This is a genomic window from Spirulina subsalsa FACHB-351, assembly GCF_026130165.1.
Classification (GTDB): domain Bacteria; phylum Cyanobacteriota; class Cyanobacteriia; order Cyanobacteriales; family Spirulinaceae; genus Spirulina_A; species Spirulina_A subsalsa_A.
Genome location: NZ_JAIHOM010000012.1, coordinates 1 through 24,191, shown reverse-complemented (window position 1 = coordinate 24,191; position 24,191 = coordinate 1). Strand labels below are relative to the sequence as shown.

At 45.8% G+C, this 24,191-nt stretch carries 21 protein-coding genes; 6 read left to right on the top strand and 15 right to left on the bottom strand.

Features of this window, described 5'->3' with window-relative positions; genetic code table 11:
* Positions 1-7: 7 nt before the first annotated feature.
* The 3 genes from K4A83_RS03615 to K4A83_RS03605 all read right to left on the bottom strand — a co-directional run bounded on the left by K4A83_RS03615 (position 8) and on the right by K4A83_RS03605 (position 5,034).
* A complete protein-coding gene (locus K4A83_RS03615) occupies positions 8-1,534 on the bottom strand; it encodes a hypothetical protein (protein WP_265263047.1) in 1,527 nt (508 codons plus the stop codon).
* 64 nt (positions 1,535-1,598) lie between these two features.
* Entirely contained in the window at positions 1,599-2,750 is a 1,152-nt protein-coding gene (locus tag K4A83_RS03610; protein ID WP_265263046.1) for an S-layer homology domain-containing protein, read from the bottom strand.
* Positions 2,751-2,820: 70 nt separating this feature from the next.
* Positions 2,821-5,034, bottom strand: coding sequence for an IMS domain-containing protein (locus tag K4A83_RS03605; protein WP_265263045.1), 2,214 nt, complete (start codon positions 5,032-5,034; stop codon positions 2,821-2,823).
* Positions 5,035-5,501: 467 nt separating this feature from the next.
* On the opposite strand from K4A83_RS03605, the gene K4A83_RS03600 reads away from it, so the two are divergent.
* Positions 5,502-6,647, top strand: coding sequence for an EAL domain-containing protein (locus K4A83_RS03600; protein WP_265263044.1), 1,146 nt, complete (start codon positions 5,502-5,504; stop codon positions 6,645-6,647).
* A gap of 35 nt (positions 6,648-6,682) precedes the next feature.
* Here K4A83_RS03600 and K4A83_RS03595 read toward each other — a convergent pair whose 3' ends face one another.
* From K4A83_RS03595 to polA, 7 genes are all read right to left on the bottom strand, one after another.
* Positions 6,683-6,928: a HepT-like ribonuclease domain-containing protein gene (locus K4A83_RS03595; protein WP_265263043.1), complete on the bottom strand. Its 246-nt coding sequence runs from the start codon at positions 6,926-6,928 to the stop codon at positions 6,683-6,685.
* Positions 6,915-7,250 (bottom strand): nucleotidyltransferase family protein, encoded by a 336-nt coding sequence (locus K4A83_RS03590; protein ID WP_265263042.1) that lies wholly within the window; start codon positions 7,248-7,250, stop codon positions 6,915-6,917. The genes K4A83_RS03595 and K4A83_RS03590 overlap by 14 nt, the downstream gene beginning before the upstream one ends.
* A gap of 99 nt (positions 7,251-7,349) precedes the next feature.
* Complete coding sequence (biuH, locus tag K4A83_RS03585) at positions 7,350-8,033, bottom strand: biuret amidohydrolase (protein WP_265263041.1); 684 nt, start codon at positions 8,031-8,033, stop codon at positions 7,350-7,352.
* Between the two features lie 11 nt (positions 8,034-8,044).
* The gene (locus K4A83_RS03580; protein ID WP_265263040.1) at positions 8,045-8,860 is read right to left on the bottom strand and encodes a gamma-glutamylcyclotransferase; all 816 of its coding nucleotides are present in this window, start codon (positions 8,858-8,860) and stop codon (positions 8,045-8,047) included.
* Between the two features lie 141 nt (positions 8,861-9,001).
* Entirely contained in the window at positions 9,002-10,000 is a 999-nt protein-coding gene (locus K4A83_RS03575) for a glycosyltransferase family 2 protein (RefSeq protein ID WP_265263039.1), read from the bottom strand.
* A 378-nt stretch (positions 10,001-10,378) separates the two neighbouring features.
* A complete protein-coding gene (locus K4A83_RS03570; protein ID WP_265263038.1) occupies positions 10,379-11,551 on the bottom strand; it encodes a DarT ssDNA thymidine ADP-ribosyltransferase family protein in 1,173 nt (390 codons plus the stop codon).
* Positions 11,552-11,618: 67 nt separating this feature from the next.
* A complete protein-coding gene (gene polA, locus K4A83_RS03565; protein ID WP_265263037.1) occupies positions 11,619-14,486 on the bottom strand; it encodes a DNA polymerase I in 2,868 nt (955 codons plus the stop codon).
* 182 nt (positions 14,487-14,668) lie between these two features.
* Between polA and K4A83_RS03560 the strand changes: the two genes are divergently transcribed.
* Positions 14,669-15,418: a DUF3153 domain-containing protein gene (locus K4A83_RS03560; RefSeq protein ID WP_265263036.1), complete on the top strand. Its 750-nt coding sequence runs from the start codon at positions 14,669-14,671 to the stop codon at positions 15,416-15,418.
* A 137-nt stretch (positions 15,419-15,555) separates the two neighbouring features.
* Here K4A83_RS03560 and K4A83_RS03555 read toward each other — a convergent pair whose 3' ends face one another.
* From K4A83_RS03555 to K4A83_RS03545, 3 genes are all read right to left on the bottom strand, one after another.
* Positions 15,556-16,305: a phycobilisome rod-core linker polypeptide gene (locus tag K4A83_RS03555; protein WP_265263035.1), complete on the bottom strand. Its 750-nt coding sequence runs from the start codon at positions 16,303-16,305 to the stop codon at positions 15,556-15,558.
* A 228-nt stretch (positions 16,306-16,533) separates the two neighbouring features.
* The gene (gene cbiE, locus K4A83_RS03550; RefSeq protein ID WP_265263034.1) at positions 16,534-17,775 is read right to left on the bottom strand and encodes a precorrin-6y C5,15-methyltransferase (decarboxylating) subunit CbiE; all 1,242 of its coding nucleotides are present in this window, start codon (positions 17,773-17,775) and stop codon (positions 16,534-16,536) included.
* A gap of 98 nt (positions 17,776-17,873) precedes the next feature.
* Entirely contained in the window at positions 17,874-18,086 is a 213-nt protein-coding gene (locus tag K4A83_RS03545) for a hypothetical protein (protein WP_265263033.1), read from the bottom strand.
* A gap of 162 nt (positions 18,087-18,248) precedes the next feature.
* On the opposite strand from K4A83_RS03545, the gene gloB reads away from it, so the two are divergent.
* Positions 18,249-19,022: a hydroxyacylglutathione hydrolase gene (gene gloB, locus K4A83_RS03540; RefSeq protein ID WP_265263032.1), complete on the top strand. Its 774-nt coding sequence runs from the start codon at positions 18,249-18,251 to the stop codon at positions 19,020-19,022.
* 67 nt (positions 19,023-19,089) lie between these two features.
* Positions 19,090-19,548 carry a 50S ribosomal protein L9 gene (gene rplI, locus K4A83_RS03535; protein WP_265263031.1) on the top strand — a complete coding sequence of 153 codons (459 nt, stop codon included), beginning with the start codon at positions 19,090-19,092 and terminating at the stop codon, positions 19,546-19,548.
* A gap of 104 nt (positions 19,549-19,652) precedes the next feature.
* On the opposite strand, the gene K4A83_RS03530 is transcribed toward rplI, so the two are convergent.
* Positions 19,653-20,495, bottom strand: coding sequence for a GUN4 domain-containing protein (locus K4A83_RS03530; RefSeq protein WP_265263030.1), 843 nt, complete (start codon positions 20,493-20,495; stop codon positions 19,653-19,655).
* A gap of 61 nt (positions 20,496-20,556) precedes the next feature.
* Here K4A83_RS03530 and K4A83_RS03525 point away from each other — a divergent pair, with 61 nt between their 5' ends.
* Positions 20,557-21,009 (top strand): SRPBCC family protein, encoded by a 453-nt coding sequence (locus K4A83_RS03525; RefSeq protein WP_265263029.1) that lies wholly within the window; start codon positions 20,557-20,559, stop codon positions 21,007-21,009.
* Here the strand turns inward: K4A83_RS03525 and mgtE are convergent.
* Positions 20,993-22,387: a magnesium transporter gene (gene mgtE, locus K4A83_RS03520; RefSeq protein ID WP_265263028.1), complete on the bottom strand. Its 1,395-nt coding sequence runs from the start codon at positions 22,385-22,387 to the stop codon at positions 20,993-20,995. The genes K4A83_RS03525 and mgtE overlap by 17 nt on opposite strands.
* Positions 22,388-22,539: 152 nt before the next feature.
* On the opposite strand from mgtE, the gene K4A83_RS03515 reads away from it, so the two are divergent.
* Positions 22,540-24,072, top strand: a complete 1,533-nt coding sequence (locus K4A83_RS03515) for a bifunctional aminoglycoside phosphotransferase/ATP-binding protein (protein ID WP_265263027.1) — start codon at positions 22,540-22,542, stop codon at positions 24,070-24,072.
* Positions 24,073-24,191: the final 119 nt, after the last annotated feature.

The following is a 24,191-nucleotide window of genomic DNA, read 5'->3' as shown; positions in this document are numbered from 1 at the left end:
GAGTTAATCACAAAGAAACGCGATAGAGATTGTATTTTTCATTGTAAATGAATCCCTCATGAAAGTTGGCAAGGGGACGAATGGTTAAATCCTCTCTAACCCCCGTTATGGGGTAACTTAAAATCAGCAACAGTTCCCCATGAATTTGGACTAATTCCTGCACTTGTCTTAATACTTCTGACTCGTCTACTTCCTGCCGTTGGGGAGTAAATAAAACAAAACTGCCCAGTCCTTGGCGTTCTGGGTAGTAAATTTTCCGGTTTAAATAGCCTGTGAGGGGACTGATGACTACATCGCGACTCCCGACAATAAAGAGATGATTTAACCCCTTGGCTTGAATATATTCGGCGGCGGCTTGACTGGCAGAATAGGGGATGGTGATATCGCGGATATAAGCGGCAATTCCCCCGGCTAATTGGGCGTATAATAACACCACAAAAAGGGAGGTTTTCTGACGATTACAGAAGTTTAAAACCTGTCTCATTTTGCCTTTACAGTAGCGTGTTATTAAGCCCGATGGGGCATAGTAATAACTTAACCAGAAGGTGATCACTAGGACAATAAATAAATGCCCAAAATGACGCTGTGCGCCGAGAAATTTGGTATAGGTGAAGAGTAAAATTTCTGAACTGGCGAGGAGGTAGAAGAAGAGCAGGATGGGTTTTCTGAGCAAAAATCCGGCAAAAAAGAGCAGCAGTCCTAAACCTAGTAGGCCACAAATGGCTACACTGTAGTATTTACTATCTCCGGCTGTAATGACTACAATATAGCTGTTCCAAATTCTAGCTAATGTGGTTAAAAGATGGCGGAAATCAAAGCTAAACTGCCAGCCACTTCTTAAGCCTCCTCGTTCTAAGTTATCGGGGGGAGGAATGAGAAAGGAGAGGGATAGAATAATTCCGGAAAGAAAGATAATAAAACTTAGCCATCGATTGCTTAAACTAGCTTTTAAGTTAACTTTAAGTGGCTGCCTAAATGTCCATTCTAACATTAAAGTTGCCCCTAACGCAAGGGCAATAAATAAACTATAGGCGTTAGAGTTTGCCATCAAAAACAGCAAAATGGATAAGCCTAAATAACTGTGTTGGCGATTTTTCCATAGCGCACAGACTCCCAGACCAAAAAGTAATCCTAGGCTGTAGTTGCGGCTAATCAGTAGGTATTCATAAAAGGGTAAATAGCCGAAGGTTAATAGGACTTTTTGCAGGCGAGTAAAGGGGGATTGGGTCAGAATCAAGTAGGCAACACCTATGCCGATAAGGAGGTGAAATAATTGCATCGAAACGGGATTCTGGCTGAATTGTTGTAAAACGGCGACGCAGAAATACCAGAGGATGGGGTGGGGTTCGTACCGGAGAACGTTGAGAAATTCGCCCCAAGATGTGGTATCTCGAACAATGAGCCAGATGGTCATTTCATCTCGCCACATGGCATGATTTAAAATGCCCCACAGTCCAAAAGCAATAAAAAAGGTCAGGGATAGGGTTAAAAAACCACTACGATCTCGGGTCAGAGTTTTAATCGAGTTTTGCATTACACCCTTGATAGGTCAGAGTTTGGCACGTTCACCGCTTTTTGTTTGGGTAAAGTGTCAATGGTTAAGGTGATATATTAGCTGCTTCTGGGGCAGAAATTCCCTCGCCTTGATAGCCAAAGTACCACAAACTGGCGATCGCTTCGGCTTGGGTGACGGGTTTTTTAGGTTGGAATAGTGTTGTATACCCAAAGACGCGGAGAATGTTGGCGCGATCGCCATTTTCATAGTCTGCCGCCACAGCCCGCAAAGCCTCGGGGTTAATTTGCCCAGCATCCTGAAAGCCCCACGTCTGCTCAATGCCGCTAACGGTTGCTTGAGGGAGGGCTTTGCGCACATCGAGGGGGACTTTCCACAATAAGAGGGTTTCCCGTGTTAAAGGGGCATCAGGCTGAAAGAGGGCGGGGTTACTATTATCCGTTAAGCGAGAGGGAATAATCCCCGCTTCGGCCAGGCCTTGAATGAGGGCAAAATCGGGATCACTGGGGGGGATATCTTGAAACGCGGGACGATCTCGGGTGGGAATGGGGCGAATTTGTTTAGTTGTGCGATCGCCATACATTCGATTATGCACCTCAAACAACCACCGGGCAAAGGTTCGACGGGTTACAGTTTCGTTAGGGTTCACCTCACCCATCACCCCCAAAGCCAACACATCGGACACATAGCCCCGTAACGGCTCCGACACCGTGGATAAATCCCCCTCCCCCTCAGAAGTCGTCGGGGTGGGAGATTCCCCCACTTGATAGGTCAAGCTAAACTGGGTTTCCCCGGCACTAACATCCTCAAAAGCGATTGTCACCCGTAAATCCTCCCGACGGGCGCTCAAGGAGTCATCTTCCCCCTCCCCCGTCTCCAGCGTCCAATCCTGCTCCGTAAACGCCTGTTGATAGAACTCCCGCACGAGGTTTTGAGGATCCGTCGTTGTCCAGCGTGTGGTTCCCCGAACTTGGGCCGAGGAATATTTAGCCTCTAATAACGTTGCCTCGGGGTATTGGGGAATAGTTTCCGGGAAATTTTGGGGTAGAGTTTGGGCTGTTTCCTCCACCTCGGGAGTAGGGGAGGGGGAGGGAGAGGGAGAGGGGGACGCTTCTGGACTGGCCGGAGTTTCCAATTCCGGATCTGGCGCAAACCAGCGCTGGGCGGTGGGATCGCCACTACAACCTGTTAAGAGGGCGATCGCACAACACCCCAAGAATAAACCTTTCCCTTTCATCTAACCTTTTCCCCAAGACTTCCTAGCTATGCTAGATCATTTGCCCCCCAAACAACATCCCGAATCCATCCTACAAAATCCTCATATCGCGAATTTTCCACTGATTATTCTCCCGCACCAACTCATAACGCACCCGTAAATTATCATCCCGCACCCCCGCCGAAGCCCCAGCCCGGTATTCCGTCGTCCGTTCCCGCACCGACACCACCGCCGCCCCCACATTGGGCTGGGCCGGGTCAAAAATCACCTCATCCACCGACACAGTATGTTGATATTCCCGGGAAATATTACTACTGCGCGCCTGTTGCACACGACCCCGCCAAACCCCCAACAAGGGATTCGTTAAAATCGTCTCCAACTGGTCAATCCGGTATTCCGAACCAAAAGCCAACTTCTTCACATCCAGCCACATTTGCACCACTTCCCGCGCCACTTCTGGGGTCAGGATGGGATCCGCCACCGAGGGAGCCGGGGCCTCTTCTACGGGCATTTCCTCCCCATTGGGCATAGTTTCCATGGGGTCAATCACCTCAGCCTGTTCTAAATCCGGCCCCCCTCGTAACAGTTGGATCGCTTGACCAATTAGGAAGACAAAGAAAAACACCCCCACAACGCCCCCCAATCCCAAGAAAATCAGAGAACGAGTCCCCTTGCTCTGAGAACGGCTACTGCGACGACCAGCCCGACTGGGGCTAGTTCTGTTCCCCCTGCGACGACTAGGCCTATAGCCTTCATCCCGCAGTGCCACAGGATCGGCCTTCCGTTCTCGTCCTCCCCGTTCATCCGGGCTGGTGTGGGAGTCTCGCTCTACAGGGGGGCGGTTTCTGGGCATCCCCGCCACCGCACCCCGACCACTGTTGGATGGGGGCATTCCGGGGTCAAAATCCTCAAATCTCCCCGCCGTTCCCGATCCCATCGGTGGGGCTACAGAGGCCGGAATGCGGGGTTCTGCTTGGAGGGCTGTCGCGGCCCCGAAAGCAGGAGACTCCACCACCGTCCATTGATTTTGGGCGGCTCCCTCACTGGGTAACTGCTCTAAATAGCCTTGTACCTGTTCATCGGCAAAATAATCCTTCAGGGAAGCCCGTTGATCGGCTAAATCCCGAAAATGGGGGAATACTTCATTTTGGAGCCAGCGCTCGCCGTATAGACACAATCCCGGCAGTAAATCCGGGGAATCTTGAGAATTTTCCCGAATAAAGGCCAGAGGTTCGTATTCTTGGCTCAGTTCCAGAGCTTGGCTGGCTTCTTCCGTTTGCCCCAACAACAAGGCACAAACGGCTTGTTCTAAATACACATCTTGACGACGACCCAGCCGTTGTAACATTTCCTTCGCCCGGGTGATCAAATAGGGCTGACATTGGGCAAAACCCCGGGCAATTAGGGCGTAAACCGCCAAATAGGTGGCCACAGCGGAGGGTCGTCTCGCTTCGAGTTCAAATAATTCCTGTTGTTCAGCCACCGTTAAATAGTGGCGAATTTGTTGGATAAAGCGCAGAAAATCATCCACACTTAACCCGGATTGATCATCCCCTGTGCCGTCAATGCCCCCCCGTTCGTGGAGCATATCCCGCAGGAGTTGAATTCCTTGGGTGCGTCGGGTTTCGTCTTCCCCCTCGTGGGAGAGTAGCTCTAAAATGCGATAGGGTCGCAGACGATAGAGATCCGCTTGAATTTCGCCCCGGACATTGGGGAACAGTCCCTCGCGCAATAGCAGTTCTTGTCCGGTTTGTCCGGCGATCGCCGCCTTCTCAGAATGGCCCTGTTGCCAATGTTCTCGCCCCAACTCCAAACAAGCCAAAGCGATGGTTAACACCACATCCGCCCGAATCAGCTTAGACTGCATCAGACGCTCTTGTTCTGGGCTAATACTGACCGGATTTTCTAACAAGGGCTGTCCCAACTTCAGCACTAGGTCATACTCCCCTAGTTCCTGCCAAATCAGCAGCGCCCCCACTAATTGTTCATGATTAATCTCAATCCAAGGGGTCGGCGAATTGCCCCCCAACTCCAGCAGACTTTCGAGGGGTGAATCTAGCTGGGGCTGTTGATCTAGCTCATAGGTTTTGGCCAGAAAACTGGCATCATAGGCCGAGCGCTGTTCGGGATCAGATAAAACACCATAGGCTTCATCCAGTAATTGTTTCCGAGCATTAATTGCCAGATCACTATATTCCCGTCGCGGTAGTTGCAAGGCGCGATCATGGTAAGACTGACTGAGTTGTTGAGCGGTGGCCTGGATTGGCACGCCTAAGATCCTGTAGTAGTCGAGCGGAATTCGCACAGTTTGCTTCCCCAGAACAAAGAGCTAGTGAGATCCTCCCACATAAACTGTCGGAGGGATCCTCATAAATCATGGCAGTTCATCGAACTGCTTGGCTGGGTAGACCCCAAACCAATCAATCGTATTCTACACAAACCTTGCTCTGCAATTCATCTAAGCCGACGGGGATTTTTCTCTTGGGGAGGGGAAAAAGCAGATTTTTCAGCAATATTGGCGGGATTTAAGCCAGTTTAGCCGAAATAGTCAGCCCAAAACGGTTTAAAAAATAGTTAATCCCCATTATCTTCACAATTCCCCCCTATACTGAGATTTAGTGTGTCAGGTTGCAGGTGGCCAAACATAGCCAATACACTAGAGTTAAAGGGGGCATGACACTTTTGACTATTGGGTGACAGCAGAAAACCCAGATCAGCACAAAACAGATGGGAAGAAATGGGATCGGGGGTTAATTAATCGAGGTGTGTTTTATGGATGCAATAGAAGTCATGATGGATAGGCAGCAGGGAGTATCCCAGGCATTAGAATCATTAGAATCCGATGAATCGTCCCAACGGAGTCGTCTAAGTTACGAATTCCGAACCCCCCTCACTTCAATTCAAGCCTCCTTGGGATTGCTCTCCAGTGGTAAGATTCTGCCCCAAAGTGATGAGGGGATGAGATTGTTAGCGATCGCTAATAAAAATCTAGAACGTTTACTCCGGGTTCTCAATATCCTAGAAGCCGATCAAGGGGCTACGGTTCCCATGCTCTCCCCCCATGCCTTAGAGCGTATGCGTCTAGAATTGGATTTACGCAATGCCATCCCGACTTCTGAGACACCCAATGGCTCTCAAGAGATCCATCTGGTCTATCAACCCATCGTTTGCTTGACAACCCAGAAAATCATCGGTTTTGAAGCCCTGCTACGCTGGTACCATCCCCAACATCACTGGATATCTCCCACGGAATTTATCCCCTTAGCCGAGGAAGTGGGTTTAATTCATCAACTGGGATTATGGACCCTACGCAGTGCCTGCTGGCAACTCCACCACTGGCAACAACAGGGCTGGGGCAAAGACTTAACCATGAGCGTTAATCTATCCACCCTACAACTGTTACAAGCGGATTTAGCCGCCCAAGTTGCAGAAATTTGTCTCACCACAGGCATATCCCCCCATTCCTTACGAGTGGAAATTACCGAAAGCCTAACGATTCAGAATTTCCCCCTCTCCTTACAAGTTCTCCAACAACTCAAACAACTGGGCATTCAAATCTATTTAGATGACTTCGGCACGGGGTACTCCTCCCTATCCCGTTTACATGAACTCTCGGTGGATGTCCTCAAAATTGACCGCTCTTTTGTCTCCCAAAAACAATGGGAACTGATTCGCGGGATTTTCCAGTTTGCCACCTCTTTAGGGTTAGAGGTAATTGTGGAAGGGGTGGAAACCTTAGAAGAATTAAATCAACTCACCGCTTTAGGGGGAACAAAAGTCCAAGGCTATTTCTTTTCGCGGCCCTTGAATGCTCATCAAGCCACCCAACTCCTTCAAGATAATTCAGTAAATTTTCATGTTTCTTCAGCCGCAATAATAGTTTCTAATACCGAGATCAAATCTGGTAAGGCAAGCTGAATTGTATCCCAAAGAGTAATTAAGTTAATCCGATCTTATTCATGGACAATACGATTCCGCATTCCGATGATTTGATGCCAGGGGATTTCAGATAGTTCTGCCTGAGATTCTTCAGAGATCCTACGAGCCGCTTCGCCAACAATTTCGAGTTGACGAGTTACGGCAGCTTGACACATCAAATCAAGTTGAAACAGATCCCAATCCACATTAGCCACAAACTCTTGAGCTAACTTTGCAGACTTCAGCATATCTAATAAGTAGTTACGTTCACGAGGCAGCATAAATCACTTTTAAAGAGTTTAAAATTTCCTGCTTACGGAAAGGGTTATCACTTTGTTCTATACTTTCACGTTCAACTAAATCTACATCTCTACCCAAAATTTTCTTAAAGTCATCCTCAATATCAACAAGATCAAACAATGTCCAGTGAGCGTCTGGATGAAAAACTACTAACACATCAACATCGCTTCTATCAGGCTCAAAGTCATCTCTTAGCACCGAGCCAAATAGGGCAAATTCTATAATTTTCCATTTTTGGCAAGCCGCTACAATACGATCGTAATCAAGAAAAATTTTAGTATTAGTTTTTTGTAGGGTGTACATAATGATTGTGAATTCTCCTCGATCCATGCTTTGTCTATCATTATAGACTTCCTTTACATTTCTTTTGACACAACTTCTTAGAATTGTTAAAGCAAAGGCTTATTCAGTCAGGCTTTGAATTAAGGTCTTAGAATCTGTCACCGTTCCAAATACGCCCCCCTGCATTTTAATCATCTTTAAAGCGGCTAAATAATTGTCATAATCGGTTGCTCCTGTACAGTCAGACAGCACTAAACATTCATAGCCCCGATCATTCGCTTCCCGCATTGTGGTATGAACACAAACATCCGTTGTAATCCCGGTGAGAATAATATTTTGAATCCCTTTTTTGCGCAGTAATAAATCTAAATCTGTGGCATAAAATGCCCCTTTTCCGGGCTTATCAATAATGGTTTCTCCGGGGAGAGGGGCTAATTCAGGGATAATTTCCCATCCCGATTCCCCTCGCACTAAAATCCGCCCACAAGGCCCCGCATCCCCAATTCCTGCCCCGATTTGTTGACTCCGCCAACGTTTATTTTCTGGTAAATCAGACAAGTCTGGGCGGTGTCCTTCCCGGGTGTGCATAATATGAAAGCCTTGTTCTCGCGTGACTTGGAGAAGGTTTTGGAGGGGTTCAATGGGGGCGCGAGTTAAGGATAAATCATAGCCCATCTGGTCAACATAGCCCCCTATTCCACAAAAATCGGTTTGCATATCAATGATGATTAAAACCGTGTTTTTTGGGCGGAGATCGCCGTTGTAGGGGTAAGGATAAGGATCGGCGGGAATAAAACGAGTCATGGTTTTTTCGCTTAAAATAAGTTGGCAAATTGACCAAATAGGGTAATAAAAAAGGTGGCTTGTTCCGGTTGATTGAGTTTAAATTTGAGCCAATTTTTTTGAGCGGGAACTTGGGGGAGGCAAGACTTTAAATCTTGAATAAATTGCTCAACATCTGGCTGAGATTTATGGTACAATAGAGTTAGATTTTGAGGGCAAAGAAACAGTTGAATACCGGATCGGAGGAGGGGCGCAACTCCAAAACTGGTCACATAGGTGGCAGTGTCACCGGGGGACTTTTGGGGGATGGGGGAACGAAATTCCCATGACCCATAGTAGACCCAAGCGCTAAAATAGGGCTGTAAAGACCAGAGTTTGCAAGCGATTTCGCCGAGTTGGTTTTGTTCTGCGATCGCCAACATTCGTTCTAAGCGCTCCTCACGGTCTAGCTCCTTCAGAGTTTTGATATAATTGCGCCATCCCCCATACTGGGTAATCTCCTGTCCATCGTCGCAACAGATTCCCTCCCCCAGCACCCCTAAGACTTGTTCCCCCGTCTCTAGGTACACTTTACCAATACAAAGGCCCGGCGGTTCTTGTTGGAGAATAGTCACTAAACCCGAGGGAGGCACATTCCACAATTCCAGCGCAATCTTTTGTCCTCCCGTTTTGACGCGCTGCATGGCCGGGTATTCGTCCCCCATTGACCATAATTTATAACAAGGTTCTGTGTGGATTTCTTGGCTAAATGTTGCCCCAATTTCTAAGAGATTTTGATTCAATTCTAGCCCTCGCATCAATGTTCCATTAACAGCGAAAGCAACAGGTTTAAATTCAGGTTGACCCATGTTATTCTATCTCAGGTTAGTGATATTTTAGGCTATTTGTGCATAATTCCCGTTTTAACAACACTGTACTAGATAAGTTTTAACGAACTACAAAATCAGTTAACCATTATGTGATGTACAGGTAGCCATAAGACAATTATATTACCTAGACTTTTTCCAAAATTTAAGTTTTCCTAAATTCTGACGTATACTTTTTTCTAAATCGTTCATTTTTACATAAAAATCCCCCCCCATTAAGGAGCTTAGATAATGGTATAGAAAACGTAGTTTATAGGGAGCAATACCATAGGAGAATTTTAAATACTTACAACCTAATTGTACCCCTTGTAAGTGATTAGAACGTTGTCCATGACAGATTAAAGTTTGTCCTAACCTGAAAAAACATACTGATTTTTGATCTAAGGTTAAAGTCCCAATATTTTTATAGCCTTCTGGTAATTGAGTATGATAGTGATTTAAAAATTTTATAAACCCTTCAGTGATCATCGAACTTTTAGTAGTGGCTCTATCTTTTTGACCTAAATCATCTGAATAATATAATAATCCTTCTCTAATAACCTCAAACTCATAATGTTTAGCTAGCTGGATAAAAAAATCCCAATCCTCACAAAAGGGTAACTCCGGGTTAAAGTAGATACCTTTTTCTAGCACCTCTCGTTTAAACATAATGGTAGAGGCACTCCCTATAAAATTTCTATAGAGTAGATTTTCTCTTAAATTCCCTCTGGCCTCCGAAATTCGTAGACGTTTAATCTCATTAAAAATTCCAATAAAATATGACCAACAATAAACAGCACCAACTTCTGGTTTATTGAAGCCAGATAATTGTTTTTCGAGTTTCTGAGAAGACCATTGATCATCTGAGTCCAGCAAGGCAATATATTCACCTTGAGCAGTATTCATGCCTATGTTGCGTGCTACACAAACTCCACGATTGGGTTCATAACGGATGTATTGAATCCGTGAGTCTGCCCACCTTTTCATTAGTTGAGGTGTATTATCTGTAGAAGCATCGTCAACTACAATGATTTCAAAATTTTGATAGGTTTGGGATAAAACAGTTTGAATCGTTCGTTCTAAAATGTAGGCTCTATTGTAGGTTGGTATAACAACACTAACAAGTGGTTCAGATATCGTCATAGCTAAGTTACTCCCTCAGATAAGTATTATGTTATTCTCCTGCTCTACTCAGATTCATTCTTCTTTTTATAGTTTTTAGCATCCTTTCGACGCAGAGGTTCAACCTGCATCACAAGTTCCTCAAACTGTTGAAGGAATAGAGGATGGGCAAATATACTCCATCCATTAATCACAAGGGGCTGATCGACAGACAATCTTATTCGTCCTCATCTAAGAGTGGTGCATCAAGATCAAGATCAACGCCAGAGACTATAGCGCAGAGTCTGAAGACAGGTTGTACATAATCCTAAATTACCTCGTGCTTTAGCTTGCCCAATGCGATCGCCAACACCACACGCTCTTATTCATCAACAATTCTGTGATGTAGTGCTAATCTGTCTATCCTAGCAAGAATTCCTTTGTCAAATAGTTAGAGTCAATTTGATGCTCACGTGGCAGGTAAATCGCAACTGTAATTCCAATATTGTGCAAATAACGACACATTACCGGCCCGACATCACTCCAATTTAAGTTACCTAGCCCGCAGCCTAAAGCTGGCATGGCTAAAGATTTAATTCCCACTTTATGGCAATTCTTACTAACCCAATCTAAGCCACTTTCAATATCTTCTAAACGAGAGTTCTCTCTCCATTTTCTCTTAGTGGCAAAAAATAGAAACCATTTGACAGAATTGGGATATTCAAATGGATGACTTAGGTCGGCTAATTCTTGATCTAATGACGCTTCACGTCGGTAAAGATAAGGTTGCGCTGCTGTAAGCTCTTTACTTCTACAGGCATCTTGATAGACCACATAAACATCAGGAAACTGATATTTTGCTCGCGAGGCTAAACCTTTTCCCATAACTCCTTGAAGATTAACACTAATCGTTAGTGTTTGCATATTGGAGAAGAACATATCACCATCAATTAGAGAAATATTATCTCCAATAAGAGTGGAATATTTAGGTTGAAAAAACATATGAGGTTCAGGTATCACAGGCACACCGATTGGCCTTGAACCAATAATTTCTTCCACTTGTTTCTTGGCTTTATGATCTGTGACAAAAATCGAATGTACAAAGTCTGGGCTAATTTCTTCAGGAATTAAGCACTCAGCCATTATTTTGCGCTTTGAACCATCAAGTTCATTCCACCAATCGTTTTGGATAATTTTCCATTGCTGTTGAAGTACTGTTAATCCTTCGTTAATCGAAAAAAATTGGGTTGGACCGTTAGCGGCATTTCCATCCGTGATCAGAACTCTTGATGCCTGTAGCACTGTTGGCTTAACTGCAATAACAGCAATATCCCTCTTGTTTGTTTCATGAATTACTCGGTACATCATCGGATTACGGGGTTGGAAATACAAGTTAGCATACTCCCATAAGCTATTGCGTTCAGGTGTGGATTTTTCCTTACGTCTGCTGATTATTTCTCGGTCATAAATTGGAGTATATGAAACCCCTAGCTCTTCAACTTTTTTATGAGATAAAATTCCTCGATTGAGAATTGACGGAAGATTCCCTATGTGCGTGATATAGTACAGGCTTTTAATGTTCGGCTTATTCATAAATCGCCTCTTAATTTTTTCCCTCTTTCAGCACTGATCTAAAGGTTTTTTCGCGGGTTAACTTAAATTATTTTGCCTCCATCCAGTTTCCTCCCGCTCTGACTTCAACCTCTAAGGGAACCGTTAAACTCACCGCCTTTTCCATGGTTTCCTTAATTTGGGGTTCTAAACTCTCCCATTCTTCCGGGGGAACTTCTAACACTAATTCATCATGAACTTGTAACAACAATTTAGCTTGATATTGTTGCAAAATCGGCTGCAATTTAACCATAGCAATTTTAATAATATCCGCACTTGACCCCTGAATAGGCGCATTCGCGGCCGCTCTTAATAATTGAGCATCAACACCAGACAGCCCCCTTAACTCGTCTAAATCAATTTCCTGGGGGTTACTCTGATATAATCTTTGCAGGGTTGCACTGGTGAAATTAAAGTAACGACGGCGCTTTTGGAGGGTTTCCACATATCCCAAGGCGATCGCATTTTTTTTCATCGTCTCCAGATAATCGAACACCCGAGGATATCTGGCCCGATAGCGTTCGATAAATACCTTCCCCTCCTTCTGGGATACCCCAGCCTCCCGCGCAAAACGCTGGGCTCCCATACCGTAAATTACCCCAAAATTAATCGTTTTCCCCAGTCTCCGTTCATCTGGGGTGACATCGCTTTTCTCGAACAACAAACGCGCTGTTACGGTATGGACATCTTCCCCCTTCTGATAAGCTTCCACTAACACAGGTTCTTGACTTAAATGCGCCAAAATTCTTAACTCAATTTGAGAATAATCTGCCGAAACTAAAAGCCATCCATCTTGAGGTAAAAACGCTTGACGGATTTGGCGAGAAAATTCACTCCGAACGGGAATATTTTGTAAATTAGGGTTAGACGAAGATAAGCGCCCCGTAGAAGTTACCGCTTGGTTAAAATCCGTATGAATTCGTTGGGTTTGGGGATCAATAAGTTCCGGTAATGCGTCAACATAGGTAGATTTCAGTTTAGCTAATGTCCGATGGGATAAAATATGATCAATCAGGGGATGATCCCCTTGTAACTTTTCTAATGTCGCGTGATCTGTTGAGTATCCCGTTTTAGTTTTACGCGATTTTTTTGTACTTAATCCTAATTTATCAAACAAAATTTCAGCTAACTGTTTAGGCGAATTTAAGTTAAAGGTTTCCCCCACATCCTTATAGGCTTTTTGTTCTAATTCCTCTAACTCCTGTTCTAGTTGTTTAGATAAAGTTTTTAAATAGGGTAAATTGATCCGAATTCCCCGCGTTTCCATGTCAGCTAAAACAGGTTCTAAGGGTAGTTCAATCTCACGAAATAGTCGGTTGAGTTCTGGGAATTCGGCTAATTCTGCTTGTAATTTAGGCACTAATTGATAGGTTGCATAGGCATCTAATCCGCAATATACAGCCGCTTGGGGAATGGGGAGATCGGCAATGGTTTGCTCTTTGGTTAATCCTAATTCTTTATAACTTTGGGCGGTGATCCCGTCGAGATAATCAATAGACAGATCCGTTAAGTTATGATTTTCTTCAGGATGGAGGACATAATGAGCCAGCATAGGGTCAAAAACGACCCCATTTAATTCAATACCTTGGTGATGTAAAATTAAACGGTCGAATTTGGTATTTTGGAATACTTTTGGATAGGTTTTATCGGCTAAAATTGCGCCAATTTTTTCTAATACTAGGGCTTTATCCAGTTGTTCTCCTTGGGTGTGACCTAGGGGGATATAAGCCACATCTTGGGGATTTTCTCCCCAACAACAACCTAACCCAACTAACTCCGCTTGACGGGGATTGAGGGAGGTGGTTTCTGTGTCCCAAGCGACGGGACAGTTGGGGTCTGTCTGTTGTTTTAACTGGGTAATCAGTTGAGTCAGTTGGGCTTCGGTTTGGATAGTTTGGGGTTGAATCTTAACACTTTGTCGGGGGGGTTGGGAGTCGGTTTCTTCTGAGGAGAAAAAGGAGGTATCCTCTGGGGGAGGAGGGGGAACTTCTCCCCCGAGTTGGTGCTGGAGGTGGTCAATTTGTTTGAGGAATTGCTTGAGTTCTAAATGTTCTAGGATGGGTTTGACTTTCTGGGGGTCAAATCCTCGCAGGTGACATTGATCTAGGGTAATTTCTAAGGGAACATCGAGTTTAATTTGAGCTAAGATTTGGGAATGTTCTGCGTCGGCTTTTCCCTCTTTAAGTTTCTTGTAATTTGCTCCGGTAATTTTGCCTAAATTTTGATAAATATTCTCTAAGGTTTCGTAGGTGTGGAGGAGTTTAACGGCGGTTTTTTCGCCGATGCCTTTTACTCCCGGAATACTGTCAGATTTATCGCCACACAGGGCTTTATAATCCACGACTTGACTCGGTTTAACGCCTAGTTTTGCTTCCACTTGGGCGGTTTTATATTCAACGGCTCCGGTGACGGATCCTTTAATAACATTGCGGTCAAAGTAAAGGACGCTCACGCCTTTTTCATCGTCTACTAATTGGAATAAATCTCGGTCGCCACTGATGATTTTAACCTGATATCCGGCTGCTGTGCCTTGTTGGGTCAGGGTGCCAAGGATGTCGTCGGCCTCGTAGCCAGAGGCGGTTACAGTGGGCAAATTTAGGGCATTTAAGAGGGTTTTGAGGTTGGCGAGGTCTTGGATAAAATCCTCGGGTGTGGGGGTTCTATCGGCCTTATAGCCCTCATCTAGCTGGTGTCTGAAGGTGGGGTCGGCTAAATCAAAGGCGATCGCAATTCGATCGGGTTTCTGTATCGTTAAGATTTGTAACAAAGACTTGATAAAACCAAAACAGATATTAGTGGGAATGCCCCCAGAGGTGCGCAATCCCCCGTCTCGTCCCTTGGCAAAGGCATAATAGGCACGAAAGGCCAAAGAATGACCGTCAATGAGCAGGAGGGTAGGACGAGTTTGAACAGTCATTAATGTATGATCAATTACGGTAAATGTGGATAACTCAGAAATACAAATCGGGAGGGCTTTGGGGGAAGGCTGAAGACTCCCTTTTTCCTTGCCTAGCAAGGGTTTTAGCTGTTTTTGCTAGTGATCCATTATAACATAAGAGTTGGGAAGGTTCGATGATGCGACTATTCAACCCCAGACCGATGAAACCGCGTAGAATACCGAAAAAAAGACTGATTTTATGCCTAATTATGGCGGTTTTTTTGCTCTCCGGTTGTGTGCGTTATGATGTGGGGGTGAATTGGCAAGGACAATATAGAGGTCAGATCACCCAACATATTCAACTCGGGGAACAATTGACCAGTTTTAGTCAAAGTGAGGCGAAAAAGTGGCTAAAAACTATTGAGACTCGCGCTAAAGCTTTACAAGGTCGGGTTAAACGAGTGTCAGAACAAGAGGTGATTGTTACCATTCCCTTTGCCAATGGTCAAGAATTCGGGGAGAAATTTAATCAATTTTTTAACCCCACAGACCAAAGTCCCCAAGGGGTGGAATTAGGGGAGAACTCCGATGTGGTGCAGCTTAACTCTCAGGTGGTGGTTAATCAGAGTAACCTGTTGTTGTTAGAGCGCGATCGCCTTATTTTAGATGTAGACCTCCGGGCCTTAAGTATTTTCGCCGGAGAAGGGGAATTAATCATTAATTCCGGCAATCTTTTAAACCTAGAATTTGCCCTCAATAGCCCTTGGGGTGCGCGGAATGTGGTGCATAAAGATGACAACACCCCCCCAGTGCGTAAAGTCAATCATCAATTGATTTGGCAACTCCAACCGGGACAAATTAATCACATTGAAGCTGTGTTTTGGGTGCCAAGTTATTTAGGACTGGGAACAGTGGTCATTCTTTTGTTAATGTGGGGAGGATTTTATTTGAAATATCGAGTTTTGAGTTGAACACGACCTCCCTAAAAAGGCAGTCACAAATTGAAAAAACCGTTCAGGATTAACTTAACGCTTCTCTCAATCTCTGACTGCCTAGTTTTTGACCAGAATCTAAATCTTTAAAGAGATCATTAAAGAGATCATTCTGCTTAACGACGAGGAACTAAATCTAAGTAATTGCCACTTAAAGCAACGCGGGGAGTGGAATTCCCTTGAGCATTGCTTAAGCCCCGTGCCATACCCAAGAAATTGGCAGGACTGCCAGCTTTGGGTTTTTCGTCTTGGGGGGTAAAGCGACGAACCGCATTTTGCCAAACGATTTGGGGGAAGCCCAAAATGCTACGATAGTAGCCGTCGTAACGGGGAGACTTGATGTTAAAGGGAGTTTCACCTGTGTCATGTCCATCGATAACGCGACGACGTTGGTAGGGAACGCTATCATAACCGAAGTTTTCCAGATACTCAGCGCTATTGAGCAACTCATCTACAAACCCTTCAATCCCTTTGGTTGCCACAACAATGGACCAAGCGATTTTTTCCCGTTCGCTGTAAACTTCGCGACCGAGTACCCGTTGCACACACTGTTCTACAAAACGATAGTTGCTATTGAGATCATAGAAACTGCGTTTGAAGGTATTGGAGAGCAATAAACCGCGAATGAAGTCCCGCACGGTGATTTGACCGTAGCGGAGTTGGGATTCTAGGATCGGTTCACGATCGGATTTGAAGGCATGGAAGAAAATCTGACGATAAGCCGCTTCAATAATATTAGTTGCATCTTCAGAAGAGAGAACCATCCCAGACATAAAGCGTTTGGGAGACTCATCCCCTCCCACTTCATACCCTGCAACGCGAGTGTTCTGGCTGTTAGGCGCGTATTCTAGTAGAGGAATAGTCAAGGTGTGAACCTCCGTGATTTTATCGTTTTTTTACAAAGATTAATCTACATGATAAGCGAGGAGGGGACGCTATTCTGAGAAATCTTATTAATTTTTGCAAACAGAGGAAGAGGGTTCAAGGGCTTATCTGTTCTAGGATCGGGGAAATTGAATCCCTTTTTCGGCTCTGTTGAGTTGTCTTTACATAAGTTCACAATTTGCAATATTAATGATGGGATCTCCCTGTTCTTAGACCCGATAGGCCGTTACTAGAGTAACGGGATTGAGGGGAGCAAAGCGGGTGTATTGACTGAGGGCAACGGAACGGGAGAGATTGACTTGTAGGAGGCGATAGTGCCATTTGCTTTGTTGCAGGTGGTGGAGGGCTAGGGAAAGGTGTTCTAAGGTGGTGAAGGCAAGGACAATGACACCATTGGGCCGTAGGACGTTTTGAGAGAAGGTGAGGATTTCACTCAATTGGCCGCCACTACCACCGATGAAAACGCGATGGGGGGCGGGTAAGTCGTGCAGGATGTCGGGGGCTGCTCCTTCGATGGGGTGAACGTTGCGGACGTAAAGCTGTTGACAGTTTTTTTGGATGAGATGATGCCCCATGCTAGTTTTTTCGATGGCGTAGATTTGGGAGGTGGGGCAAAGGCGAGCGATTTCGATGGCGACGGCACCGATGCCGGATCCGATATCCCAGACGATTTGGGCAGGACGTAGGGCAAGTTCTCCGAGGATGCTGAGGCGGATTTCTCGCTTGATGATGAGGTCGGGGCGATCGCGAAAACTCAAGAATACATGATCCGGCAACCCTAACAAAGGCAGTTGCTGCACGGGTAAAGCTAGTTCTGTAGGGGTTTGTCGAACTAGGAGCAAAACATTGAGGGGATCAAATTCTTGGTTGACTAAAAGTTCTGGAGTGAACAGTTGAATCCGTTCTTCGGGAGAGCCTAAGTTTTCGCACACCCAGAATTGATACAGGATGGGTAAGTCGAGGGAGAGGTAATGGGCCGCGATGGCGCTGGGGGTGTTGAGGGAGTCGGTGAGGACAGCGATGGGGCTTTCTCCCTGCTGGAGTGCCGCGCTGAGGACTTCTAAGGAACGCCCGTGGACGCTGATCATCTGGGCTTCTTGCCAAGGCAATTTGACCCGATTAAAGGCTAACTGAACAGCGCTGACATGGGGATGGAAGGTGAGGAGTTCGGGAGGGAAATGTTCAAGTAACAAGCGCCCTAAACCAAAGAACAGGGGATCTCCCGAGACGAGGATCACGATTTTTTCCCCTTGTTCGAGGGCGGCCTGAATTTGCGCGATCGCCGGATCCAATTCTCCCAGGACGATTTGCTGACCCCCATAGTCGGGAAAGTAGCTTAAATGGCGCGCACTACCCACTAAAAGGTTAGCCCTTTGAATCTGTTCTAACAAGGTGCTGGGTAATCCGGCCGCACCATCTAAACCAATGCCAATGACCTGTATTTTGTTCATAAAAAATATAGCGGTAAGCGTGAAACTCAGAGGCTTTATATCCCTGTGAGCAGTTTGGATCGGAGGAGTCAAAAAGGGCCAAAATTACGAACAAGGCACTAGGTCGAACTTGAGTATTTTAACCGTCCCATTTGCAGTTCATCAAAAATGCGATTCAGTTGACGGCGCTCCTCTTCGTTTACCGCTAAGTCGGAGAGAAACAGCGTCACCAGTTGAAAATGTTCTTGGCGTGTTAAATATCCCGTGCTTAAAATCCGTTCTACTGTTTCCGGTAGGGTGGCTAGGGTTGGGTTTTTTTGGGGTTCGCTCATGGTACAAGTAGGGGGGACAATTGTAGGGGCTGGGGAGGTGAATCTAAAATATAACAGTGGCAGATTGTCTCTGGAGCGAACTAGCTCACGAAACACTAGCCCATTCCCCCTCGCCTGTCTTCTGTACGGGGAAAAGATATAGAGAATTAATAGTTGATCAAAATGCAGATTACTCGACTTCCCGCTCTAACGGACAATTATATTTTTGTGTTGTGGGATGAAACCAACCGTCAAGGGGCGGTGGTAGACCCAGCAGAAGCAGATCCGGTGTTGGACTATCTCCAGCAAGTTGGGGGTGAGCTGGTGGCTATTTTTAACACCCATCATCATGGGGATCATGTGGGGGCTAATAGTGTCCTCATGCAGCATTTCCCGAATTTAACCGTTTATGGGGGGGCTGAAGATCGAGGACGGATTCCCGGTCAAAAGGTCTTTTTATGGGCAGGCGATCGCATTGAATTCGCCCAACGTAGTGCCGAAGTCCTCTTTGTTCCCGGTCACACCCGCGCCCACATTGCCTATTATTTCCCCCCAACCACCCCCCATGAACCCGGAGAATTATTCTGTGGTGATACCCTCTTTGCAGGAGGCTGTGGACGGCTATTTGAAGGCACCCCCAGCCAGATGGTGCATTCCCTCGGTCAGTTGCGCCAGTTACCCGACTCTACCCGCGTCTGGTGCGCCCATGAATACACCCTCAATAACCTCAAATTTGCCCTCACCGTCGATCCAGACAATCACCCCCTACAAGAACGTTACCAGCAAGTGCAACAAGCCCGTCAACAACATCAGGCCACAATTCCCTCGCTTTTGGGTGTGGAAAAACAAACCAATCCTTTTCTCCGTTGGGATAGCCCCAACCTTCAACAAGCCATGAACAGTTCAGATCCGGTGCAAACCTTTAGTCGTTTACGTGGCAAGAAAGATAGGTTTTAGGTTATAATGGAAGACTGTGACTTATTTTAAAGCACTCCCACACCTAAGTTTTAAGAACGGAGAAACTATGTCCAAGCGAGTACAGGTTGTTTTAAATCGAGAGGTTCATAAATTAGGGAAATCAGGGGACTTAGTGGAAGTTGCCCCCGGATATGCACGGAATTATCTAGTTCCCCAAGGTATGGCCATCCCTGCAACCCCTAGCGTAATCCGACAGGTGGAAATTAGACGGGAAAAAGAAAGACAGCGTTTGTTAGAAATTAAACAACAAGCAGAAGCCCAGAAAACGGCGTTGGCAACCATTGGACGCTTAAAAATTCAGAAACAAGTGGGCGAAAATAACGCGATTTTCGGAACAGTTACCAGTCAAGATGTGGCGGATGTGTTGTTAGCGAGTGCTGGGCAAGAAGTCGATAAACGCAATATTACCCTGCCGGAAATTAACAAGTTAGGGAACTATAAAGTTGAAGTTAAACTTCATGCTGAAGTAACGGCTGTTGTTGATATTGAAGTTGCCCCTCTGTAAGGGAGTTAGACGTTGAGAAGCCCCACGCTATACCGCAAGGTTTCACCATGAGCAACTCAGCCTAAGATGTTAACCATTATCAATTATCAATTATCAATTCTTAATTAAACCCGACACTGTACCAAACGGGAGACTAACGCCGAAAAGCCCTGATTTCCGCCATCCCATCCTCCCACAAACCAGACTAATCCATCTCCCAACACAGGCAGATGACCCACAGGAGCCTCTAGACTAAAAGTTAAGCGGTCATAGGTTAACCAACCGTTCCCTTGTACCCAGCCCACCTTTTGACCCATTGTGCGCCAAATGGAGGGTTGGAGGAAGCGAGTCCCCCCCAGTTCTAAATAAAGTTGTTTCTGTATCATCAAGCCAAATTTTCCCTGACTGGCGACCTGCCAAAGTTGGTCTAAAACCAGCAATTCTTGACAGGGGAAAACCGCTAAGTCAGCTTGGGTTAAGTAGTTTTGTTTTTCCCGTTGGGCGATCGCAATCATCAAACGCGCCGTCTCCTGATCCGCTTCCCGCCATTGTTTCTGCTGTAACAAACGTTCCAACGTGCGATAATTCCCCAGACGCTCCCGAGGAGTCACCACATCCGGCAGAGGTTCATTTTCCAACCGTAACGGCGCAGAATTCCCATTCACCGAAGCCGCCACTTCAGGAGTTAACTGTGCTTGAAGTTGATGGAGCAAACCGTTCAATTCTTGACGTTCATCACTCCCCTTAGACAGTTGTTCTTGCATATCCCGTAACAATGTAATCAAAGGCGAGTGAACTTGTAGCGTCATCCACATTTGCCGCGCCCACATTAAACGCCGTTCTTCCCGTCGATGGTATTCCCCCGCCGTCATACGAGGGGAACGAGGAATCAGATCCCATCCACAGGTGACACAAATTTCATCCTCGTTGGGGGTATATTCAGTTTGACAAATAGGACAATAAGCCATTGTTTTTTTGGTAGACTACGCCACTGGGATCAAATGCGGCGAGAACGCCCTCATTATACTTATGTTACATTTTGAACAGTCTAGCTTAATTAAAGCCCCCATCGAGCAGGTTTGGCAGTTCCACGAACAGCCCGACATTTTGCACCAACTGACCCCCCCTTGGCAACCTGTACAAATTATCCGACGACAAGGAGGGTTAGAAGTGGGCGCAATCTCCGAATTCCGGTTATGGTTAGGGTTTGTTCCCATCACTTGGGTAGCACGCCATACCCAATGTGACCCCCCTCATAGCTTTGTGGATGAGCAAATTTTAGGCCCGATGCAATCTTGGACCCATCACCACCAATTCACCCCAGAAGGGAAACACACCCGCCTCACCGACCGCATTGACTATGAACTCCCGGGAGGACTTTTGGCGGAGTGGTTACTGGGGGGATGGGTAAATTCACGATTGCGGGAGATGTTCCGCTATCGCCATGACGTGACTCAACAGGCCCTTAAGCACCATTCATAACAATAGCCTGAGCAATGGAGAAGTAGATAAACAGCCCTAAAATATCCACAACGGTGGTAATAAAAGGGGCAGACATCAAAGCGGGGTCAAAACCGAGGGACTTAAACAGAAAGGGTAAACCCGCCCCAGTGGTAGCCGCTAAAATAGTGATCACTAGGAGACTGAGGCCAACGGTAAGCCCAATATCCGGCTTGCCGAGAATGAAAAACACCCCCACAATCACCACAATCCCCATAATTAAACCCAATAAACCCCCGGCAATTAGTTCCCGCAAAATCACCCAAGTGGTTTTCTTTCCTTGGAGGGATTTGGTGCTTAATCCCCGAATGACAACGGTAGAAGATTGAGCGCCGACGTTTCCCCCGGCATCAATTAAGAGGGGAGTAAAGAAGGAGAGGGCAACCACTTGTTCGATCACCTCTTCAAAACCGCTCATAATAAAGATGGTGGCGGAGTTTGTTAAGAGGAGAATCGACAGCCAAGGGATGCGTTTTTTTACCACATCGAAGAGATTCGCCTGAAAGTAATCGTCGCCGTCATCTTGTAGAGCCCCCATGAGATAAATATCTTCGGTGGCTTCGGCTTCGAGAATATCTAAGACATCATCAACGGTGACAACGCCTAATAAATGCTGCTCTTGGTCCACAATGGGGAGGGCGAGTAAATCGTAACGCTGGATGAGTTGGGCGACTTCTTCGCGATCGCAATTGGTGTAACTATACACAATATCCCGCGTCATAATCTCCTCAATAATCTGCTCCGGCTTGGCTAAGAGCAAATCCTTCAGAGAGACAATCCCCACTAATCGCTTCTGCTCATCCGTGACGTACAGATAATAACTCACCTCCACATCCTGAGCTAAACGACGAATGCGCTCCTCTGCCTCAATAATGGTCAAATTCTGCTTCAAGGCAATATAATCAGGAGTCATCAACCGTCCCGCCGTGTTAGGCTGATATCCCAACAACAACGACGTAGCTTGACGTTCCTCCAAACTCAGATGATTGATTAACTGGCGGACAATTTTGGCTGGCAGTTCCTCAAACAGTTTAGCTCGCTCATCCGTGGACATATTTTCCACAATGCTGATCACTTCCTGTTCCTTGAAGTGTTCTAACAGCGCAACCTGTACTTTAGGCTCTAAATACTCATAAACTGTAATAGCGGTTGTCTGATTGAGCAGCCGAAACCCAATCACCTGCATAGTTTCCGGCAGATTCTCAATAGCTTCTGCAATATCCACAGGCTGCACCGGAATTAACAGTGCTTTCGCCCCTTCATAGTTTTTTTGTTCTAAAAGCAATTCCAGTTGCCTTTGTACCAGTTCCCGGAGTTCACTCCGAGAGACTGTGCTGCTAGGTGAAATATCGGTGGGCATAATAAGTCTTGGTCGTAAGGATTACAAGCAGAGAAATGTGAGCCTAGCTCTATCACAAAAGCTCAAACTTAGGAAAATGACTGAACTCCTTGTAAAATACAAAGAGCAAACTTTAACCTGAATCTTAAACGGACAGTGTGGGAGTGTCAATCATGAATTTAGAAACCCTAATCCAACAAATGCAGCAACCGGAATTTTATCCCCATCCGGTGCAAAATCCTATTACGGTAATGCAAACCCACACTTCCTGTGTTTTCCTAACAGGTGAATACGCTTATAAGGTTAAAAAGCCTGTTAACTTCGGTTTTTTAGATTATTCAACCTTAGAGAAGCGACAACATTTTCTAGGGGCAGAATTAGACATGAATCAAGAAACTGCCCCGGATTTATATTTAGAGGTATTACCGTTAACCCAGGACGGAGAAAAATTAGCCATTGAAGGTTCAGGAGAAGTGGTAGATTATGCCCTAAAAATGCGCCAGTTTCCCCAGTCTGTTCTGTTTAGTGAAATGTTGGAGCAGGGAGAACTTTCGCCGCAACATATTATTGAGTTAGGTCAAGTCGTGGCGGAGTTTCATAAAACCAGCAAAACCAATCCTTATATTGACCGTTTTGGGGAAGTTGAGCAAATTAAACAGGCCGTTGATGAAAACTATCAACAGACGGAAAGCTATATCGGCACAGCCCAAAGCCTAGAACAGTTCAAAAACACTAAAGCTTTTACAGATCAGTTCTTTGCGACACAAGGAGAGTTGTTTAAGCAACGGCAAAAGGCGGGAAAAATTCGCGAATGTCATGGAGATTTACATTTAAGAAATATTTGTTTTTGGCAAGGGAAGGTACAACTTTTTGACCGCATTGAGTTTAACGAACCGTTCCGCTTTGTGGATACATTCTATGATGTAGCGTTTGCCATTATGGACTTAGATGCACGGGGGCGGAAAGATTTAGGCAATTTGTTTTTAAATACCTATCTAGAAGTGACGGCGGATTGGGAAGGATTGCAAGTTTTGCCGTTATATCTCAGTCGTCAAGCTTATGTAAGGGCTAAGGTGACATCATTTTTACTCAATGATCCCAACATTCCTGAATCAGAACGTGAAAAGGCATTAGAAACAGCGAAAAAATATTATAAATTAGCGGATGATTATACTAAAGCTAAACCGGGGCAGTTAATTTTAATGTCGGGGCTATCGGGGGCTGGAAAAACGACGGTTGCCCGACACATTGCTCAAGGTTTACAAGGAATTCATCTCCGTTCAGATGCGGTGCGGAAACATTTAGCAGGAATCGCACTGAATGAGCGGGGAAGTGATGATCTTTATACCCCCGAAATGAATCAAAAAACCTATGAACGGTTGGCGGAAGTGGGGATTTATTTAGCGAATTTAGGCTATTCGGTGGTGTTGGATGCTAAATATGATCGTTTGGCTTGGCGGAGTCCGTTATTCGACCAGAAAAGCCGCTTTCGGGTGACTGTTGTTTACTGTAGCGCCCCTCTGGAGGTTTTGCGCGATCGCCTTCAGCAACGAGTCGGAGACATTTCCGATGCCACCGTTGACTTACTCCAGTCTCAACAAGCCAATTTCGAGGATTTCACGGCAACGGAACGAGAGCATCTCGTAGAGTTTGATACTACTCAAGGGGAAGTAGCACAGCTTTTGAGTCAGTTGGAGAGGGAATAGGGAATAGGGAATAGGGACTAGGGAATAGGGAATAGGGACTAGGGAATAGGGACTAGGGACTAGGTCTGCTCCCCCGCTCCCCTGCTCCCCTGCTCCCCCGCTCCCCTGCTCCCCCGCTC

What these genes read in the sequence shown, in the direction of transcription:
- K4A83_RS03615 (WP_265263047.1), bottom strand. Translation starts at nt 1,534, where the DNA reads ATGCAAAACTCGATTAAAACTCTGACCCGAGATCGTAGTGGTTTTTTA.
- K4A83_RS03610 (WP_265263046.1), bottom strand. Translation starts at nt 2,750, where the DNA reads ATGAAAGGGAAAGGTTTATTCTTGGGGTGTTGTGCGATCGCCCTCTTA.
- K4A83_RS03600 (WP_265263044.1), top strand. Translation starts at nt 5,502, where the DNA reads ATGGATGCAATAGAAGTCATGATGGATAGGCAGCAGGGAGTATCCCAG.
- K4A83_RS03595 (WP_265263043.1), bottom strand. Translation starts at nt 6,928, where the DNA reads ATGCTGCCTCGTGAACGTAACTACTTATTAGATATGCTGAAGTCTGCA.
- K4A83_RS03590 (WP_265263042.1), bottom strand. Translation starts at nt 7,250, where the DNA reads ATGTACACCCTACAAAAAACTAATACTAAAATTTTTCTTGATTACGAT.
- biuH (WP_265263041.1), bottom strand. Translation starts at nt 8,033, where the DNA reads ATGACTCGTTTTATTCCCGCCGATCCTTATCCTTACCCCTACAACGGC.
- K4A83_RS03580 (WP_265263040.1), bottom strand. Translation starts at nt 8,860, where the DNA reads ATGGGTCAACCTGAATTTAAACCTGTTGCTTTCGCTGTTAATGGAACA.
- K4A83_RS03575 (WP_265263039.1), bottom strand. Translation starts at nt 10,000, where the DNA reads ATGACGATATCTGAACCACTTGTTAGTGTTGTTATACCAACCTACAAT.
- K4A83_RS03570 (WP_265263038.1), bottom strand. Translation starts at nt 11,551, where the DNA reads ATGAATAAGCCGAACATTAAAAGCCTGTACTATATCACGCACATAGGG.
- polA (WP_265263037.1), bottom strand. Translation starts at nt 14,486, where the DNA reads ATGACTGTTCAAACTCGTCCTACCCTCCTGCTCATTGACGGTCATTCT.
- K4A83_RS03560 (WP_265263036.1), top strand. Translation starts at nt 14,669, where the DNA reads ATGAAACCGCGTAGAATACCGAAAAAAAGACTGATTTTATGCCTAATT.
- cbiE (WP_265263034.1), bottom strand. Translation starts at nt 17,775, where the DNA reads ATGAACAAAATACAGGTCATTGGCATTGGTTTAGATGGTGCGGCCGGA.
- K4A83_RS03545 (WP_265263033.1), bottom strand. Translation starts at nt 18,086, where the DNA reads ATGAGCGAACCCCAAAAAAACCCAACCCTAGCCACCCTACCGGAAACA.
- gloB (WP_265263032.1), top strand. Translation starts at nt 18,249, where the DNA reads ATGCAGATTACTCGACTTCCCGCTCTAACGGACAATTATATTTTTGTG.
- rplI (WP_265263031.1), top strand. Translation starts at nt 19,090, where the DNA reads ATGTCCAAGCGAGTACAGGTTGTTTTAAATCGAGAGGTTCATAAATTA.
- K4A83_RS03530 (WP_265263030.1), bottom strand. Translation starts at nt 20,495, where the DNA reads ATGGCTTATTGTCCTATTTGTCAAACTGAATATACCCCCAACGAGGAT.
- K4A83_RS03525 (WP_265263029.1), top strand. Translation starts at nt 20,557, where the DNA reads ATGTTACATTTTGAACAGTCTAGCTTAATTAAAGCCCCCATCGAGCAG.
- mgtE (WP_265263028.1), bottom strand. Translation starts at nt 22,387, where the DNA reads ATGCCCACCGATATTTCACCTAGCAGCACAGTCTCTCGGAGTGAACTC.
- K4A83_RS03515 (WP_265263027.1), top strand. Translation starts at nt 22,540, where the DNA reads ATGAATTTAGAAACCCTAATCCAACAAATGCAGCAACCGGAATTTTAT.